Source organism: Streptomyces venezuelae (assembly GCF_008642295.1).
GTDB lineage: Bacteria > Actinomycetota > Actinomycetes > Streptomycetales > Streptomycetaceae > Streptomyces > Streptomyces venezuelae_C.
The window spans coordinates 5654739-5672297 of sequence record NZ_CP029190.1 but is presented as its reverse complement, the minus strand read 5'-3'; the positions used below and the strand labels follow the sequence as shown (position 1 = coordinate 5672297).

The window sequence follows — 17559 nt, the reverse complement described above, 5'->3', positions numbered from 1 at the left end:
GCCGGGTCCGGGTGCGGGCGGGCTCCGGTGGGGGGCCGCTGCGCGGGGCATCACCCCACCCCGCCCCTTCCCGAAACCGGGGCTCCGCCCCGGACCCCCAGGGGGCGTGGGGTGCCCGCACCCCGCCCCGGGCCGGCCCCGGGCGGGGCGGGTCGGAGCCCCGAAGGGTGCCGGGCGGAGCCCGGGCACCGGGGGGTGTGGGGCGCAGCCCCACGAGCGGGGTCCGGGGCGGAGCCCCGGTTTCGGGGAGGGGCGGGGTGGGGGAAAGGCCCCGCGCAGCGGGTGCGCGGGGCCCAGGGGTCAGCGGCGGCGGAGGCGGCGGTGGAGCGCGGGGGCCGCCAGGGCCATGGCCACGGCGGCGGCTCCGGCTGCCGCGAAGCCGGCTGGGCCGGACGGGGCGGACGGGGCGGACGGGGCGTAGCCACCCGCCTTGCCGGCCTCCGCGTACGCGGAACCCGGCAACTTGTCCCCGTACGCCTTCGCCACCCTGGCCCGATACGCCGCCAGCGTCGTGCCCCCGCCGACCGCGGTCACCGCGTCCTCGTCCAGCGGCAGCACCCGCCCGCCCCCGGCCACGTACCACGCGTCGATCTGCGGTTCCCGGAACACCGTCCCGCCGGGCAGCCTGGCCGCGCCCAGCCCGGCGTACCGGAACTCGTCGTCGCCGGTCGCGATGTTCACGACCTGCCAGCCGGCCGCGGTCTTCGCGGTCCACAGCGCGGCCTGCTGCCCGTCCGAGGACACCGCCTTGCTCGCCAGGAACTCCAGGCGGGCCACCGGCGCGCCCGCCTTCCCCGCGACGAACTCCGGGGACAGGTGGTGGACGGGTATGGTCTCGCCCTCGATTCTGGGCTGTGCCGCGGTGAGCGAGACCTTGCCCTCGCGGGCGAAGAACCGGGACAGGGTGGCGAGGGTGTCGGGCGTACCGGCCGCCTGCCGGGCGGCGGCCGTGACCTCCGCCGTGGCGGCCGGCGGCTGCGGAACGGAGGCGGTGGCGGTGGCGGTGGCCTGCGGGGCGCCCAGGCCGAGGACGGCGGCGGCGAGGGCGCCGGTGACGGCGGCTGCGCGGAGGGGGAGGCGGAGGCTCATGGCGGTCACGCCCCGATCCGGTAGAGCGAGTGGGTCCAGGAGAAGGAGTTGTTGTCCACGTACCAGGCGTGCGAGGCCCAGTTGTAGCGGTCGCTGGAGGGCCATGGATCGCCCCAGTAGACCCAGCTGTTGGCGGTGTCGTAGCCGTAGATGACGTGCATGTGGCCGCCGCCGTTGGACCACTGGATCCGGGTCTCGATCGGCCGGTTCGCATTGATCTCGGTCTGCACGGTGGAGTAGCGGAGCCATCCGGTCACATACGAGCCGGGGTTGATGCCTGCCCAGTCGAGGCCGTTCTGAACGTTCCCGAGGGTGGCCTGGTTGTTGGGGCACTCGGTGCCCTGCTGGCGGTTGAAGGCGGCGTTGCAGAACTGGTTCTGGCTGTGGTTGCGGCCGAACCAGGTGGCGATGGTGTTCCCGCCGGCGGCCCAGCACCAGTTGGTCTTCTGCTGGGCCTGCATGGTGATGTTCAGCCGCTTGGAGGCGAGGGCGGCATGCGTGTCTGCGGCCCCGGCCGGAGCACCGGCTCCCGCCCCGGTGCCGGCATCGGCGGCGGTTGCCGGGCCGGCGGGCAGGGTGAGCAGCAGGGCGGCGATCAGGGCGGTGATCAAGGCGGCTGGGGAGAGCCGCCCCTTAGGATGGCGCATCGCGTTCCTCCCGGGTGGGGAAGTGGGGGTGGAGGAGCGCGTCCGGACGCTGTTCAGGAGCATCAGGGTGTTGTCGCGGTCAGGTCAACAGGCTTCAATACGCGGTGACACGGCCGTGTGAACGGGTCGGCGGCGATGTGAACGGCTGCCCTCGCGGCACCCGGTCGTCACACCTGGCCGTCACCAGGGCCACGGGAGTCACCGGCGGTACCTCCCGGCATCTCCCGGCACCTCTCGTACCGCCCCGCGTGAACGTTCACGTAAGGAGCCGCCATGCGTGTGACCGGCAATCCCGACGCGGATCACACGGAGGCCGCCGAGCTCGCGCAGCTGCTCCGGGCCGGCCCCTTCCACCTGGCGCTGCGCGCCGCCCTCGCCGCGCGCGGCCTGCCGCTGCACCGGGTCCAGCACCGGCTCGCCGCCCGCGGCATCAAGCTGGGGGTGACCAGCCTCAGTTACTGGCAGCAGGGCGCCCGGCGGCCCCGGCGGCCGGAGTCCCTGAAGGCCGTACGGGCCCTGGAACAGATCCTGGAGCTGCCGGCCGGCGCGCTGGCCCGGCTGCTGGACCCGGCGGACGGCATCGCGGAGCCGGTCCGGCCGGCCGCGCGCCCGTACCGCGCGCTGGTCGGGGTCGGGGTGGCCGTGGAGGAGCTGCTGGCCGGGCTGGAGGTACCGGCGGACGGCGGTCTGCACACGCTGGGGCACCACGAGCGGGTACGCATCGGGCCCGGCCGGGAGCTCCGGGACCGCGACTCCCAGCACGTCGTACGGGCCCACCGGGACGGCGTGGACCGCTACCTGGCCATCCACCACGGCGACCCGGGCTGCGATCCGGCCCGGGTGCGGGTACGGGCCGGGGAGAACTGCCGGACCGGACGGGTCCGCTGGCACCGGGAGGCGGGGGTGGTGGTCGCGGAGCTCCTCTTCGACGCCCGGCTGCGCAGCGGTGACACGTACGTCTTCGGCTACGGCTTCGAGGACGGCACCGCCGGCAGCAGCAGCGAGTACGTCCGGGGCTTCAGCTATGCGGGCGGCCAGTACATGCTCCAGGTCCGCTTCGACGAGGCGGCCCTGCCGGTGCGCTGCACCCGGTTCGGGCAGGCCGGGCCGGGGGCTCCGCGGACCGGTCTGGCGGATCTGACCCCGAGCGGCCGGCACCGCAGCGTGCACCTTGTGGAGCAGGCGGTCCGGCGGGGGATCCTGGGGATCGGCTGGGACTGGGAGTGAGCGGGCGAGCGCCGAGCGGGCGCCTCAGCCCGCGATGAGCCTGCCGCCCTCGACCCGGACCGGCACCGCGGGCAGCGGGGTCTCGGCCGGGCCCTTGAGCACCTTGCCGGTGGTGACGTCGAAGCGGCTGCGGTGGCAGGGACAGTTCCCCTCGTTCGCATCGATCTTGTCGAGGACGCAGCCGGCGTGCGTGCACTGGGCGCTGAACGCCTTGTACTGGCCTTCGGCAGGGCAGCTGACCAGCACCTTCTGCTCCCGGTAGAGCTTGGCGCCGCCGACCGGGACATCGGCCGCGGGGCCCAGCTCCACGGGGGCGGTGGGGGTGGCGGGGGTGTTGCCGCCGCTGTTGGTCGCGGTGGAGCAGGCGGAGAGGCCCACTCCGGCACCGGCGGCCCCGGCGAGGGCGGCGGCGCCCTTGAGCACGGTTCGGCGGGCGGCGGGCTGCGCGGACATGGCTTCTCTCCAGAGCGGGGCGGTACGGGCGGTACGGGCGGTACGGGCGGTAGGAAGGGTTCCGACCCTACCGGTGGGAGCCCGGCCGGCCCCGGCCGGTATAGGTTCCCGAGTGTGATCGTCGTCGGTGGAGAAGCCCTGATCGACCTGGTGCCCGTGGCACAGCCACCGGGCGCACTGCTGCCCCGGCCGGGCGGCGGACCGTACAACACGGCCCTGGCGCTCGGGCGGCTGGGCGCCGAGGTGGCCTTCTGTTCCCGGGTGTCCACCGATGCGTTCGGCGAGACGCTGCTGGCCGGGCTGCGGACGGCCGGGGTGGACCTGTCACTGGTCCAGCGCGGGTCCGAACCGACCACCCTGGCGGTGCCCTCGCTGGCCGCCGACGGCTCGGCCGCGTACGAGTTCTACACCGAGGGCACCGCGGACCGGCTGTTCGCCCTGCCGGACCGGCTGCCCGCCCGGGCACGGGCGCTCGCGCTGGGCACCTGCTCGCTGGTCCTGGAGCCGGGCGCGAGTGCGTACGAGGCGCTGCTGCGCCGGGAGTCGGCGCGCGGGCTGCTCACCCTGCTGGACCCGAACATCCGGCCCGCGCTGATCCCGGACGCCCGGGCGTACCGGCGCCGCTTCCGGTCCTGGCTGCCGTACGTGTCGGTGCTCAAGCTGTCGGAGGAGGACGCCAGGTGGCTGGGCGGCCGGCCGGAGGACTGGCTGGCGGCCGGGGCCTCGGCGGTCGTCCTGACCCACGGCGCGGCGGGCCTCACGGTCCGCACCCGGGCGGGCGGGGAGCATGCGGTCCCGGGGGTGCGGGTCCGGGTGGCGGACACCATCGGGGCGGGCGACACGGTCAACGCGGCGCTGCTGCACCGGCTTTCCGGGCCGGACGGCGGCGGCCCGGTGGACTGGCCGGCCGTCCTGTCGTACGCGGCCCGGGCCGCCGCCCTCACCTGCACGCGCGCGGGGGCGGAGCCTCCGCACGCGGCCGAGCTGTAGCGGACCTGTAGCGGCCCGCGGGCGATCCCTGAGCGCGGCATGAGTGAATGCAGCCGTTCAGTCATTCATTCGGTCACGACGCTCTGACTGCTGCCCTGGAGGGGCCATGAAACTGACGGTGTTCGGTGCCAGCGGCGGAGTCGGCCGCGAGGTCGTCCGGCAGGCCCTCGACGCGGACCACGAGGTGACGGCGGTGGTACGCGACCCGGCGCGGCTGCGCGTGCCGGCGCACCCGCGGCTGCTGGTCGCTACGGTCGGTGACCTGAGCGATGCGGAGGCACTGGTGCCGGTGCTGGCGGGCCGGGACGCGGTGCTTTCGGCGCTGGGCGCCGGGACCAACAAGAAGGCCAAGGCGGCGCCGGTGACCGGCCCGGCCACGCACGCCATGCTGACCGCGATGGGGCGGGTCGGGGTACGCCGGCTGTCGGTGGTGAGCGCGGCTCCGGTCGGTCCGGACGTCCCGGAGGACGGGGCGTTCACCCGGGCGGTGGTGCTGCCGTTGCTGCGGCGGGCGCTGCGTGATCTGTACGCGGATCTGGCGGTGATGGAGGAGGCGATCGCCGCGAGTGACGTGGACTGGACGGTCATCCGGCCGCCGCGGCTGCTGAACCGGCCTCGGACCGGGCGGTACCGGCGGGTGTTCGGCGGGAACGTGCCGGGCGGCCGGTCGATCGGGCGGGGGGACGTCGCGGACGCGCTGCTGGCCGGCCTGGCCGACCCCGCGTACGCGCGCTGCGCGGTGGGCATCGCGACGTAGCCGCTCCGCGGGGCGGGTGCTCCGCGGAGCGGAACCCCCGCCCCGGGCCGGCTACGCCTTCCTGGCCCGGCTCGCCCGCTTCGCCGGAGCAGCAGCGGCACCTGCGGCTGCCGCCGGCTTCCGCTTCGCCGGCGCCCGCCGCACGGTCGCCGAGTCCGAGACCCGGTCCGCCCCCAGGATGTCCCGCAGGAACTTGCCGGTGTGGCTGTCGCCCACCGAGGCGACCTCCTCCGGCGTGCCCTCGGCCACCACCAGGCCACCGCCGTAGCCGCCCTCCGGGCCCATGTCGATGACCCAGTCCGCGGTCTTGATGACGTCCAGGTTGTGCTCGATGACGATCACCGAGTTGCCCTTGTCGACGAGCCCGGACAGCACCTTGATCAGCTTCGAGATGTCCTCGAAGTGCAGGCCCGTGGTCGGCTCGTCCAGCACGTACACCGTGCGCCCCGTCGACCGCTTCTGCAGCTCCGAGGCCAGCTTCACGCGCTGCGCCTCACCGCCCGAGAGGGTCGGCGCGGACTGGCCGAGCCGGACGTACCCCAGCCCGACCTCGTTCAGCGTCCGCAGGTGGCGGGCGATCGTCGGCACCGCCTCGAAGAAGCCCAGGGCCTCCTCGATCGGCATGTCCAGCACCTCGGCGATGGACTTGCCCTTGTAGTGGACCTCCAGGGTCTCCCGGTTGTAGCGCGCTCCGTGGCAGACCTCGCACGGGACGTACACGTCCGGCAGGAAGTTCATCTCGATCTTGATGGTGCCGTCGCCGGAGCAGTTCTCGCAGCGCCCGCCCTTGACGTTGAAGGAGAAGCGGCCGGGCAGGTAGCCCCGCACCTTCGCCTCCATGGTCTCCGCGAACAGCTTCCGGACGTGGTCGAAGACTCCGGTGTACGTCGCCGGGTTGGACCGCGGCGTCCGGCCGATCGGCGACTGGTCGACATGGACCACCTTGTCGACCAGTTCGTCGCCGGCCACCCGGGTGTGCCGGCCCGGCACCGAACGGGCGCCGTTCAGCTCGCGCGCCAGGTGCGTGTACAGGATGTCGTTGACCAGCGTCGACTTGCCCGAGCCGGAGACGCCGGTCACCGCCGTCAGCACGCCCAGTGGGAAGGACACGTCGATATCGCGCAGGTTGTTCTCGCGGGCGCCGTGCACGGTGAGCCGGCGCTCCCCGTCGACCGGGCGGCGGGCGTCCGGCACGGCGATGGACTTCTTGCCGGACAGGTACTGGCCGGTCATCGAGTCGGTGTTCTTCAGGAGCTCCTTCAGTGAGCCGCTGTGGACCACCTTGCCGCCGTGTTCGCCGGCGCCGGGGCCGATGTCCACGACCCAGTCGGCCACCTTGATGGTGTCCTCGTCGTGCTCGACCACGATGAGCGTGTTGCCCATGTCGCGCAGCCGGACCAGGGTTTCGATCAGGCGGTGGTTGTCCCGCTGGTGCAGGCCGATGGACGGCTCGTCCAGCACGTACAGCACACCGACCAGGCCGGAGCCGATCTGGGTGGCCAGCCGGATGCGCTGGGCCTCGCCGCCGGAGAGGGTGCCGGCCGCGCGGTTCAGGGAGAGGTAGTCCAGGCCGACGTCGACCAGGAACTTCAGCCGTTCGTTGACCTCCTTGAGCACCCGCTCGGCGATCTTCTTGTCGCGGGCGTCCAGTCGGAGCTTGCCGAGGAAGTCCGCGCATTCGCTGATCGACATGGCGGACACCTCGGCGATGGACTTCTCCATCACCGTGACCGCGAGCACGATCGGCTTGAGCCGGGAGCCCTCACAGGTCGGGCAGGGCACCTCGCGCATGTACCCCTCGAACCGCTCCCGGCTGGAGTCGCTCTCGGCCTCCGAGTGCCGGCGCTTGACGAACGGAACGGCGCCTTCGAAGGCGGTGGTGTAGGCCCGCTCTCGGCCGTACCGGTTGCGGTAGCGCACCTCGATCTGCGTCTTGTGGCCGTACAGCAGGGCCTTCTTGGCGCGCTGCGGCAGGCCGGCCCAGGGGATGTCGGTCCGGAAGCCGAGCTCGCCGGCAAGCGCGCCGACCAGCCGCTGGAAGTAGTCCTTGGTGTGGCCGAGGGACCACGGCGAGACCGCGCCCTCGTCCAGGGACTTGTCCTCGTCGGGGACGATCAGCTCCGGGTCGACCTCCATGCGGGTGCCGATGCCGGTGCAGTCGGGGCAGGCGCCGAAGGGCGAGTTGAAGGAGAAGGAACGCGGCTCCAGCTCCTCGAAGGACAGGTCGTCGTACGGGCAGTAGAGGTGCTCGGAGTACATCCGCTCACGCTCCGGGTCGTCCTCGGCGAGGTCGACGAAGTCCAGGATGACCATGCCACCGGACAGGCCGAGGGCGGTCTCCACGGAGTCCGTGAGCCGGCGCTTGGCGCTCTCCTTCACCGTGAGGCGGTCGACGACCACCTCGATGGTGTGCTTCTCCTGCTTCTTCAGGACCGGCGGTTCGGACAGCTGGATGGTCTCCCCGTCCACCCGGGCCCGGCTGTAGCCCTTGGTCTGGAGGTCGGCGAACAGGTCGACGAACTCGCCCTTGCGCTCCCGCACCAGCGGGGAGAGCACCTGGAAGCGGCTGCCCTCGGGCAGCGCGAGCACCTTGTCGACGATGGCCTGCGGGGACTGCCGGGAGATCGGGCGGCGGCACTCGGGGCAGTGCGGCTTGCCGATGCGCGCGAAGAGCAGGCGGAGGTAGTCGTAGACCTCGGTGATCGTGCCGACCGTGGAGCGCGGGTTGCGCGAGGTCGACTTCTGGTCGATCGAGACGGCCGGGGAGAGGCCCTCGATGAAGTCGACGTCGGGCTTGTCCATCTGGCCGAGGAACTGGCGCGCGTACGAGGACAGCGACTCGACGTAGCGGCGCTGGCCCTCGGCGAAGATCGTGTCGAAGGCCAGGGAGGACTTGCCCGACCCGGACAGTCCGGTGAAGACGATGAGGGAGTCGCGGGGCAGGTCGAGCGAGACGTTCTTCAGGTTGTGCTCGCGAGCGCCACGAACGATGAGACGGTCGGTCACGCCGGTCCGCACCTTTCTGGAGAGAGTGGGGGCACGGGCCCCCGTCCCAGGGTATGGGGGGCGGCTCGGCAACGGATGAAGTCTGGAGGAGTCCGGATGGAGTCCGGATGGGGTCCGGACTTCCGAGCGTATAGCACGTGCATTCGATTTTCGGCACTCGGCCGGGTGCTTCACCCGATCGTGTGGCCCGGGCTAGGGTCGGAACATGATTGATCATGTGCACGACCTGCGATCTGTACGTGAGGCCACGGACCGGCTGCTGACCGCAGTCGCGAAACTGGACAACGCCGCCCTGTCCGAGGAGTCACACCTCCCCGGCTGGACCCGGGGCCATGTCCTGGCCCACCTCGCCCGCAACGCCGACGCCCTCGTCAACGTCTTCGAAGGCCGCCCGATGTACGCGAGCGCCGAGGCCCGGGAGGCCGACATCGCCCGCGACGCGGACAGGCCTCTGGAAGAACAGCTGGCGGACCTGCGTGATTCCTGGAACCGGTTTCTCGCCACCACCGAGGCCCCGCAGGACTGGTCCCGGACCGTCGAGCTGCGCAACGGCGTCACCGACAGCGCCGCCCGGATCCCGTTCCGGCGCCTGGTCGAGGTCGAGCTGCACCACGTCGACCTGAACATCGGCTACGAGCTCACCGACCTGCCGGCGGAGTTCACCACCCGCGAGATCGAGTTCCTGGCCGACCGCTGGTCCGGCCACGGCGGGGTTCCGGCCACCGCCCTGGCCGCCGAGGACGGCCGCAGCTGGCGCACCGGCTCCGCGGGCGAGCCCACGGTCACCGTGCACGGCACCGCCGCACAGCTGCTGGCCTGGCTCTCCGGCCGTGCGGACAAGGGCGCCTCCCTCGGCACCTCCGGCGGCCCCCTCCCGGCCCTTCCCCCGCTCTAGGATTGCGGTCATGACGTACAGCGGAGCGGTAAAGGTCGGCGGACCGGCCGACGTGCACGAACTCGCGGATCTGATGATCTCCAAGGTCGCCGTGGGCCCGATGAACAACAACGCCTACCTGCTGCGCTGCCGGGCCACCGGCGAGCAGCTGCTGATCGACGCGGCGGCGGAACCCGAAACCCTGCTGCACCTGATCGGTGACGACGGCATCGCGTCCGTCGTCACCACCCACCGGCACGGCGACCACTGGGGCGCCCTCCAGGCGGTGGTCGAGGCGACCGGCGCCCGGACGTACGCCGGGGCGTACGACGCCGAGGGCATTCCGGTCGGCACCGACGTGCCGGTCGAGGACGGGGACACCGTGCAGGTCGGCCGGGTCACGCTGACCGCCCGCCACCTGGTCGGCCACACCCCCGGTTCGATCGCCCTGGTCTACGACGACCCGCACGGCCACCCGCACGTGTTCACCGGCGACTGCCTGTTCCCCGGTGGCGTCGGGAACACCTGGGGTGACGAGAACGCCTTCGCCAGCCTGATCAAGGACGTGGAGGAGAAGATCTTCGGGCAGCTGCCGGACGAGACCTGGGTCTACCCGGGCCACGGCAACGACACCACCCTGGGCGCCGAGCGCCCGCACCTGGCCGAGTGGCGCGAGCGCGGCTGGTAACCCCCGCCCCGCCAACCGCAACGGCCGGTCCTCCGCATCCCGGAGGACCGGCCGTTGCGGTTGGCGAGATCTGGGGGCCCGTCCGTCAACCCCGGGATACGGTGCACTCCTTCCGGTCCAGGACGACCGTTCGCCCCCGCCCAGCGGGCAAGAAGGGGTAGTTGGAGCACCATGCCTGATGATCACCTCTCCACACGACGACCCTCCATGCTGCGGCTGGCCTCCGCCTCGCTGGCCGGCACCGCCATCGAGTTCTACGACTTCTTCGTCTACGGCACCGCCGCCGCCCTGGTGCTCGGACCGCTGTTCTTCCCCACCTTCTCCCCGCTCGCCGGCACCCTCGCCGCCTTCGCCACCTTCGGCGTCGGCTTCGTGGCCCGGCCGCTCGGTTCGGCCGTGTTCGGCCACATCGGCGACCGCTACGGCCGCCGCCCGGTGCTGCTCGCCTCGCTGCTGCTGACCGGCCTGGCCACGGTGGCGGTGGGCTGCGTCCCCACGTACGCGAGCATCGGCGTGACCGCCCCGATCCTGCTGCTCCTGCTCCGCTTCCTGCAGGGCCTGGGGCTGGGCGGCGAGTGGGGCGGCGCGGTCCTGCTCACCGCCGAGCACGCCCCGGAGCGGCAGCGCGGGCTGTGGGCCAGCTTCCCTCAGATCGGCCCGGCGGTCGGCTTCCTGCTGGCCAACGGCATCACCCTGGGCCTGTCGGCCGGCCTGACCGACGCGCAGTTCACTTCCTGGGGCTGGCGGGTGCCGTTCTGGGCGGCCGGGGTGCTGGCCCTGGCCGGCCTCTGGCTGCGCCACTCGGTGGAGGAGACCCCCCAGTTCCGCGAGCTCGCCGAACGGCGCGAGACGGCGAACGTACCGCTCGCGGAGGTGGTGCGCAGCCACTGGCGGCTGCTGCTGCTCACCGGCGGGGCGCTGGCCGTCGGCTATGCGGTGTTCTACGCCGTGACCACCTGGTCCCTGGCGTACGCGACGGAGCACCTTCGGGTGGACCGGACCACGATGCTGGCCTGCATCATGATCGCCGTCGCGCTGAAGGGGGCGGTCACCCCGCTGGTCGCGGTGCTCGGCGACCGGTACGGGCGGCGGCCGTTGTGCCTGGCCGGCTGTGCGCTCTCGGCCCTGTGGATGTTCCCGCTGATCGCCCTGCTGCGGACGGCCGATCCGCTGCTGATGACCCTGGGCTTCATCGGGGCCCTGTTCGGCATGGTGACGATGTTCGCGGTGGTCGGGGCGTACCTGCCGGAGCTGTACGAGCCCCGGATCCGCTGCACGGGCGCCGCGGTCGGCTACAACCTGGGCGGGGTGCTGGGCGGCGCCCTGACCCCGCTGGTGGCGACGGCACTGGCGGACGGCTCGGGGCCGCCCTGGGGGGTTGCGGCGTACCTGACCGGGGTCGCCCTGCTCAGCCTGGGCTGTTTCGCGCTGCTCCCGGAGACCAACCCGGTGGTGGTGGCGGGCATGCGGACGGGGGCGGCCGAATCGGCCGCCCCCGCATGACCCGCTGGGGTCTTTAGACCTCGACGCTCTCCTCGCCGGCGGCCTTCTCGGCCGCCGGCCGCTCACGCTTCTCGAGCTGTTCCTGCTGCTCCTGCTGCTCCTGCTTCTTCGAGGCCATCAGGCTGGTGATGGTGGTGATCACCAGGACGCCGCAGATGACGCCCAGGGAGACCGGGATGGAGATCTGCGGGACGTGCACCCCGTTCTCGTGCAGTGCGTGCAGCACCAGCTTGACGCCGATGAACCCGAGGATGATCGACAGGCCGTAGCTCAGGTGGACCAGCTTCTTCAGCAGTCCGCCGATGAGGAAGTAGAGCTGGCGCAGACCCATCAGGGCGAAGGCGTTGGCGGTGAAGACGATGTACGGGTCCTGGGTGAGGCCGAAGATCGCGGGGATCGAGTCCAGGGCGAACAGCACATCGGTGGTGCCGATGGCGAGCATGACCACCATCAGCGGGGTCAGGACGCGCTTGCCGTTCTTCTGGATGAAGAGCTTGGTGCCGTGGTACTGGTCGGCGACGCCGAACTTCTTCTCGACGGACTTGAGGAGACGGTTCTCCTCGAACTCCTCGTCCTCCTCGTCGGAGCGCGCCTCCTGGATGAGCTTCCAGGCGGTGTAGATCAGGAACGCGCCGAAGATGTAGAAGACCCAGGAGAAGCTGGCGATGATCGCGGCGCCGGCGGCGATGAAGATCGCGCGGAGCACCAGGGCTATCAGCACACCGATCAGCAGCACGCGCTGCTGGAGGTGGGAGGGCACCGCGAACTTCGCCATGATCAGGACGAAGACGAACAGGTTGTCCACGCTGAGCGACTTCTCGGTGATGAAGCCGGCGAAGAACTCCTGCGAGGCCTGGCCGTTGCCGAAGACCAGCAGGCCGAGGCCGAAGAGCACGGCGAGGACGATCCAGACGACCGTCCAGATACCGGCTTCCTTGATCGATACGTCGTGCGGTTTGCGGCCGATGAAGAAGTCGGCTCCGATGAGGATGCTGAGACCGGCAATGGTCAGCACCCAGAGATACAAAGAAACGTCCACTATTTCCACGCCTCCGGCAGATGGCTACAGCACTAGGTCAGCGTCATCGCTGCCGGAGGTCTCTTCCACCCGGACGGCACAGGGCCGCGGGCCGGCGCCCCGGGACCGGTTTCGGTCCGTATTGACGGGCACGCCGCAGCAGGAAATAGCAGGAATACTCCCCTCCGCGGGTCCAAGGGTACCCGCGAAGGACGAGAAAGGTAAAGGGATGACCAAAGGCTGGTCAGCCGATGGTCAGGACGCCGCCGGGGTGTTCACCTTCCGGGGCTCCGCCGGGCCTCCGCGACCCCCGCCAGCACCCGGTCCAGCACGGCGCTGCCGGGCGGCGGCAGGGACGGCTCGAAGGTCCAGGCATGGCCGACCCAGGGGTCCGCGAGATGGTTGTCGGGGACCGGCGAGAGCCGCATGAGCGAGCGCCAGAGCGGGTCGAGCAGCGGACCGTAGGCGGAGGCCTCGTCCCGGTCCGCGACCATCAGCAGGTGCACCCCGACCCGCGGGCCCTCGTCGGCCAGGTAGCGCAGCCGGGTGACGGCGCGGTCGTCGAAGCCGTGCGGGAAGTCGTGCACGATCAGCAGCTGGTCGCCGGTGTCCAGGTCGGGCGGCAGGTCCTCGGGGGCTCCGGCCCGCACGGCCATCTGTACGAGGTCCACCCGGCGGGTGAGCTCCTCCAGCGTCCTGGCGACGCCCGCGGGGCCGGCGGCCGGCGGCGCGGCCAGCACTCCGGAGCGGACCAGCGGCTCCAGGGCCGCCGAACCGGCCCCGGCCGCGTCGATGACGTGCACCCCGAGGCCGCCGCCGGGCTGGACGGCGAGCATCCGCGCGGCGTGCGCCACCGCCATGTCCAGCGCGGCGCGGCGCAGCCGGTCGGTGTCCATGGCCATGGCCGCTTCCGAGCCGGTACGGCCGTTGTCGATCCAGAGCCCGCGTTCCAGCGGGAGCCGGACCAGCATGGGGATCTGCAGGCCGGGGCATTCGGGGAGGTGCAGCTCGCCCAGGCGCAGTGCCATCGGGGCGTCCCCGTCGGGGCCGGGCACCCGGTGGGCGTGCCACACCGGGTTGTCCCAGCGGGCGTACGCGGCGGGCAGCGCGGGCTCCACCACCTCGACCTCGGCGGTGAGCTGGGCCAGGTCCCGGTCCAGGACGGACCGGGCCTGGTCGGTGAGCTCCTCGCGGCGGGCCAGGGCGGCGTCCCGGGCGGCGTTCCCGGAGCCGCCGAGCCGGTGCCGGGGGTCGGACAGGGCCTGGTCGAGTTCGCGGTCCAGCCGGGCATCGGCGAACTCGACGGCGCTGCGGTAGGCGGCGACGGCCCGGGCCAGGTCCTCGAACATGCCCCAGACCTGGTTGTACAGCCGCTCGTCCATGGACCAGCCGGTGGCGTCTCCGGCCACCGGCCGGGGCGGCTCGCCGGGGGCCGCGGGCGGCGCCTGCGGGGCGGCCGGCGGTGGCACGGTGCGGGAGCGCCGCGGGTGGGCGTAGTCGATGGTGGGCGGTCCGGCGACGGCGCCGTTGCCTTCGGGCCGGCCGAGGCCTTCGCCGCCGGCACCCGCGGCCGGACCGGGACCGGCATCCGGGCCGGTGCCGGAGCCGGAGCTGCCGGTGCCCGGGCCGGTGTGCCGGCCGTGGGCGGGGCGCGGGCCCAGGCCGGTGGCCGGGCCGGTGCCGGGGCCGCTTCCGGCGGGCAGGCCCTGGCCCTGACCGAGGGTGGCGTCGGCCGCGCCGGACGCAGCCGATGGCGCCGGGCCGGGCGTACCGGTGTAGGGGGTGCCGGACACCGGGGCCGTGGTGGGCCGCGGGGCCGTGGTGGGCCGCGGGACCGCGGCCAGGGCGGTGGCGGCCAGTTCCCCGGCCGCCGGGGCGGCCAGGCCGGCGTCGGCGAGCAGCGCGCCGAGCCCGTCGGCGTATCCCTGGCCGACCGCGCGGACCTTCCAGGCGCCCTGGCGGCGGTACAGCTCCAGTGCCACCACGGCGGTCTCGGTCGACAGGCCGGTCAGGGTGAACCCGGCGAGTTCCTCCCCCGCCGGGTCCGCCACGCTGATGTGGGAGGCCGGCACGGACCCGAAGCCGATCGGGCCGCCCGACGGCAGCACGAGGAGCATGCCGAGCCGGTGCACCTCCGCCCCGACCGCGTCGAGGTCGACGGCGAACCGGTGCCGGTCGGTCACCTCGCCGGGCACCTCCAGCCCCGGCTGCTGCCGGGCGCCGGGGTGGGCCAGCGCGGCGGGACCGGCGGGCCGGCCCTCTTCGTCCCCGAGCAGGGCCAGGGCGAGCACCGGAGTGCCCGCCGAGACCCTGATCTCCACCCGGCTCCGGGACAGGGGATGGTTCTGCCCCCGGACCAGTTCGGCCGTCATCGTGCAGCCCCTCCCCCGTCGTTCCCTCGTCTTACACGTGCGCGGCGATGGCCGGCAGCAGGTCCTGGAAGGTGCGGCCGTTGGCCGAGCTGCCCAGGGCCGTCATCTGCCAGCCTGAACCGACCCGGTGGACCTTCGCCATGATCTGCGCGGTGTACTGGCCGCCGCCGTCGAGGGTGTAGCGGGCCAGTTCCTGGCCGTTGGTCTCGTCGACGATGCGGCAGAACGCGTTCTGCACTTCCTGGAAGGTCTGGCCGGTGAACGAGTTCACCGTGAAGACGATCTGGTCGATGTGGACCGGAACCCGGGCCAGGTCGACCAGGATCGCCTCGTCGTCCCCGCCCTGGCCGACGCCGCCGACCAGGTTGTCACCGGTGTGCCGGACCGAGCCGTCGTTGCTGACGAGGTGCTGGAAGAACACCACGTCCTGCGGCTCCTTGCCGGCGAAGAGCACCGCCGAGGCGTCCAGGTCGATCTCCCGCGTACGGGAGCCGAAAAGTCCGCGGCGCTTCGCAGCCTGCCAGCCGAGGCCCATCCGGACCGCGGTCAGCGTCCCCCCGTCGGACTTCTCGAGGCTGATGGCCTGGCCCTTGGTCATGTTGACCGTCACGCGCTGTCCCCTCTCGTTCGCCATCTACCCGGCCACCCTACTGACAAGGCGCTCGGTCAGGCGAGGCCCGCCTCCTTCATCTGCCGCAGCTCCTTCTTCAGTTCGCTCACCTCGTCCCGGATCCGGGCCGCGACCTCGAACTGGAGGTCGGCCGCCGCCGCCCGCATCCGCTCGGTCATCTCCTCGATGATTCCGGCCAGTTCCGCGGCCGGCCGGTCGGTCGGCACCGCTGCGCCGGCCCCCCTGGCGCCCTTGGCCGCCTTGGCTCCCTTGGCCGCCTTGGGTGCGTGCACGGCGAGCGAGGGGACCGGGGCCTTGGCGCCCTTGCCGGCGGTCTTGTCGGCCTGCCGGTAGCCGGTACCCAGCAGCTCCTCGGTGTCGACCTCCTCGCGGGCGATGGTGGCGACGATGTCGTTGATCTTCTTGCGCAGCGGCTGCGGGTCGATCCCGTTGGCCGTGTTGTACGCGATCTGCTTCTCCCGGCGCCGGTTGGTCTCCTCGATGGCCTTCTCCATCGCCGGGGTCATCTTGTCCGCGTACATATGGACCTGGCCGGAGACATTGCGGGCCGCGCGGCCGATGGTCTGGATCAGCGAGGTGCCGGAGCGCAGGAAGCCCTCCTTGTCGGCGTCGAGGATCGCGACCAGCGAGACCTCGGGCAGGTCGAGGCCCTCGCGGAGCAGGTTGATGCCGACCAGGACGTCGTACTCACCGGCCCGCAGTTCGCGCAGCAGCTCGATCCGGCGCAGCGTGTCCACGTCACTGTGCAGGTAGCGGACCTGGATGCCGAGCTCCAGGAAGTAGTCGGTGAGGTCCTCGGCCATCTTCTTGGTGAGGGTGGTGACCAGGATCCGCTCGTCCTTCTCGACCCGCTGCCGGATCTCGTGGACCAGGTCGTCGATCTGGCCCTCGGTGGGCTTGACGACCACTTCGGGGTCGACCAGGCCGGTGGGGCGGATGATCTGCTCGACGAAGCCGTCGGACCGGGACAGTTCGTACTTTCCGGGGGTGGCCGACAGGTAGACGGTCTGGCCGATCCGCTCCAGGAACTCCTCCCACTTCAGCGGGCGGTTGTCGAGGGCGGAGGGCAGCCGGAAGCCGTGGTCGACCAGGGTCCGCTTGCGGGAGGCGTCGCCCTCGTACATCGCGCCGATCTGCGGGACCGTGACATGCGATTCGTCGATGACGAGGAGGAAGTCCTCGGGGAAGTAGTCGATGAGGGTGTGGGGCGCGCTCCCCCGCTCGCGGCCGTCCATGTGCAGCGAGTAGTTCTCGATGCCGGAGCAGGAGCCGATCTGCTGCATCATCTCCAGGTCGTAGGTGGTGCGCATGCGCAGCCGCTGGGCCTCCAGCAGCTTGCCCTGCTTCTCCAGCTCGGTGAGCCGCTCGGCGAGTTCGGTCTCGATGCCGCGGATCGCGTTCTGCATGCGCTCGGGGCCGGCGATGTAGTGGCTGGCCGGGAACACGTACTGGATGGTGTCGTCGCTGATGACCTCGCCGGTCAGCGGGTGCAGGGTGGAGAGGGCCTCGATCTCGTCGCCGAACATCTCGATGCGGACGGCGAGTTCCTCGTAGACCGGGAAGATCTCGATGGTGTCGCCGCGGACCCGGAAGGTGCCCCGGGTGAAGGCCAGGTCGTTGCGCGTGTACTGGATGTCGACGAACCGGCGCAGCAGCTGGTCGCGGTCGATCTCGTCGCCCACCTTGAGCGGGACCATCCGGTCCACGTACTCCTGCGGGGTGCCGAGGCCGTAGATACAGGACACCGAGGCGACCACGATCACATCGCGGCGGGTGAGCAGCGAGTTGGTGGCGGAGTGCCGCAGCCGCTCCACCTCCTCGTTGATGGAGGAGTCCTTCTCGATGTAGGTGTCGGACTGCGGGACGTACGCCTCGGGCTGGTAGTAGTCGTAGTACGAGACGAAGTACTCGACCGCGTTGTTGGGGAGCAGCTCGCGGAACTCGTTCGCCAGCTGGGCCGCGAGGGTCTTGTTCGGTGCCATGACCAGCGTCGGCCGCTGGAGCTTCTCGATCATCCAGGCTGTGGTCGCCGACTTGCCGGTGCCGGTGGCGCCGAGCAGCACGACGTCCTTCTCGCCCGCGCGGAGGCGCTTCTCCAGCTCGGCGATGGCCGCCGGCTGGTCTCCGCTGGGCTGGTAGGGACTGACCACCTCGAAGGGGGCCACCGTGCGTTCGATCTTCGATACGGGCCGCATGAGTCCACCGTACGACCCCCCACTGACAGGCCGGGCACCAAGCGGCGGGGTGGGCCGTTTGTCGTAGTTCGGTGGCGGGCAGTTGATCACGAACCCATGATCGCGACCA

14 protein-coding genes are annotated in these 17559 nt (G+C 72.0%); 6 read left to right on the top strand and 8 right to left on the bottom strand.

The annotated features are described in order from the left end of the window. Positions 1-300: 300 nt before the first annotated feature. Positions 301-1089, bottom strand: a complete 789-nt coding sequence (locus tag DEJ50_RS25525; RefSeq protein ID WP_223838169.1) for a hypothetical protein — start codon at positions 1087-1089, stop codon at positions 301-303. 5 nt (positions 1090-1094) lie between these two features. After that, complete coding sequence (locus DEJ50_RS25520; protein ID WP_150210442.1) at positions 1095-1736, bottom strand: papain-like cysteine protease family protein; 642 nt, start codon at positions 1734-1736, stop codon at positions 1095-1097. A 273-nt stretch (positions 1737-2009) separates the two neighbouring features. Between DEJ50_RS25520 and DEJ50_RS25515 the strand changes: the two genes are divergently transcribed. Beyond that, a complete protein-coding gene (locus DEJ50_RS25515) occupies positions 2010-2963 on the top strand; it encodes a hypothetical protein (protein WP_150210441.1) in 954 nt (317 codons plus the stop codon). 24 nt (positions 2964-2987) lie between these two features. On the opposite strand, the gene DEJ50_RS25510 is transcribed toward DEJ50_RS25515, so the two are convergent. Further along, entirely contained in the window at positions 2988-3416 is a 429-nt protein-coding gene (locus DEJ50_RS25510; protein WP_150210440.1) for a Rieske (2Fe-2S) protein, read from the bottom strand. Between the two features lie 114 nt (positions 3417-3530). Between DEJ50_RS25510 and DEJ50_RS25505 the strand changes: the two genes are divergently transcribed. Beyond that, complete coding sequence (locus tag DEJ50_RS25505; protein ID WP_150210439.1) at positions 3531-4406, top strand: carbohydrate kinase family protein; 876 nt, start codon at positions 3531-3533, stop codon at positions 4404-4406. 106 nt (positions 4407-4512) lie between these two features. After that, positions 4513-5163, top strand: coding sequence for an NAD(P)-dependent oxidoreductase (locus tag DEJ50_RS25500; protein ID WP_150210438.1), 651 nt, complete (start codon positions 4513-4515; stop codon positions 5161-5163). Between the two features lie 51 nt (positions 5164-5214). On the opposite strand, the gene uvrA is transcribed toward DEJ50_RS25500, so the two are convergent. After that, a complete protein-coding gene (uvrA, locus tag DEJ50_RS25495; protein ID WP_150210437.1) occupies positions 5215-8169 on the bottom strand; it encodes an excinuclease ABC subunit UvrA in 2955 nt (984 codons plus the stop codon). 205 nt (positions 8170-8374) lie between these two features. Between uvrA and DEJ50_RS25490 the strand changes: the two genes are divergently transcribed. From DEJ50_RS25490 to DEJ50_RS25480, 3 genes are all read left to right on the top strand, one after another. Further along, positions 8375-9064, top strand: coding sequence for a maleylpyruvate isomerase family mycothiol-dependent enzyme (locus DEJ50_RS25490; protein WP_150210436.1), 690 nt, complete (start codon positions 8375-8377; stop codon positions 9062-9064). Between the two features lie 10 nt (positions 9065-9074). Beyond that, positions 9075-9731 (top strand): MBL fold metallo-hydrolase, encoded by a 657-nt coding sequence (locus DEJ50_RS25485; protein ID WP_150210435.1) that lies wholly within the window; start codon positions 9075-9077, stop codon positions 9729-9731. Between the two features lie 207 nt (positions 9732-9938). Beyond that, entirely contained in the window at positions 9939-11234 is a 1296-nt protein-coding gene (locus DEJ50_RS25480; protein ID WP_150212355.1) for an MFS transporter, read from the top strand. Positions 11235-11247: 13 nt separating this feature from the next. Here the strand turns inward: DEJ50_RS25480 and DEJ50_RS25475 are convergent, their stop codons facing one another. From DEJ50_RS25475 to uvrB, 4 genes are all read right to left on the bottom strand, one after another. Next, positions 11248-12273 (bottom strand): TerC/Alx family metal homeostasis membrane protein, encoded by a 1026-nt coding sequence (locus DEJ50_RS25475; protein WP_150210434.1) that lies wholly within the window; start codon positions 12271-12273, stop codon positions 11248-11250. A gap of 254 nt (positions 12274-12527) precedes the next feature. Then, positions 12528-14624 (bottom strand): TerD family protein, encoded by a 2097-nt coding sequence (locus tag DEJ50_RS25470; protein ID WP_150210433.1) that lies wholly within the window; start codon positions 14622-14624, stop codon positions 12528-12530. Between the two features lie 31 nt (positions 14625-14655). Then, positions 14656-15234 (bottom strand): TerD family protein, encoded by a 579-nt coding sequence (locus tag DEJ50_RS25465; RefSeq protein ID WP_150212354.1) that lies wholly within the window; start codon positions 15232-15234, stop codon positions 14656-14658. 56 nt (positions 15235-15290) lie between these two features. Next, on the bottom strand, positions 15291-17450 hold the full coding sequence (gene uvrB, locus DEJ50_RS25460) for an excinuclease ABC subunit UvrB (RefSeq protein WP_150210432.1): 2160 nt from the start codon (positions 17448-17450) through the stop codon (positions 15291-15293). Between the last annotated feature and the right edge of the window lie 109 nt (positions 17451-17559).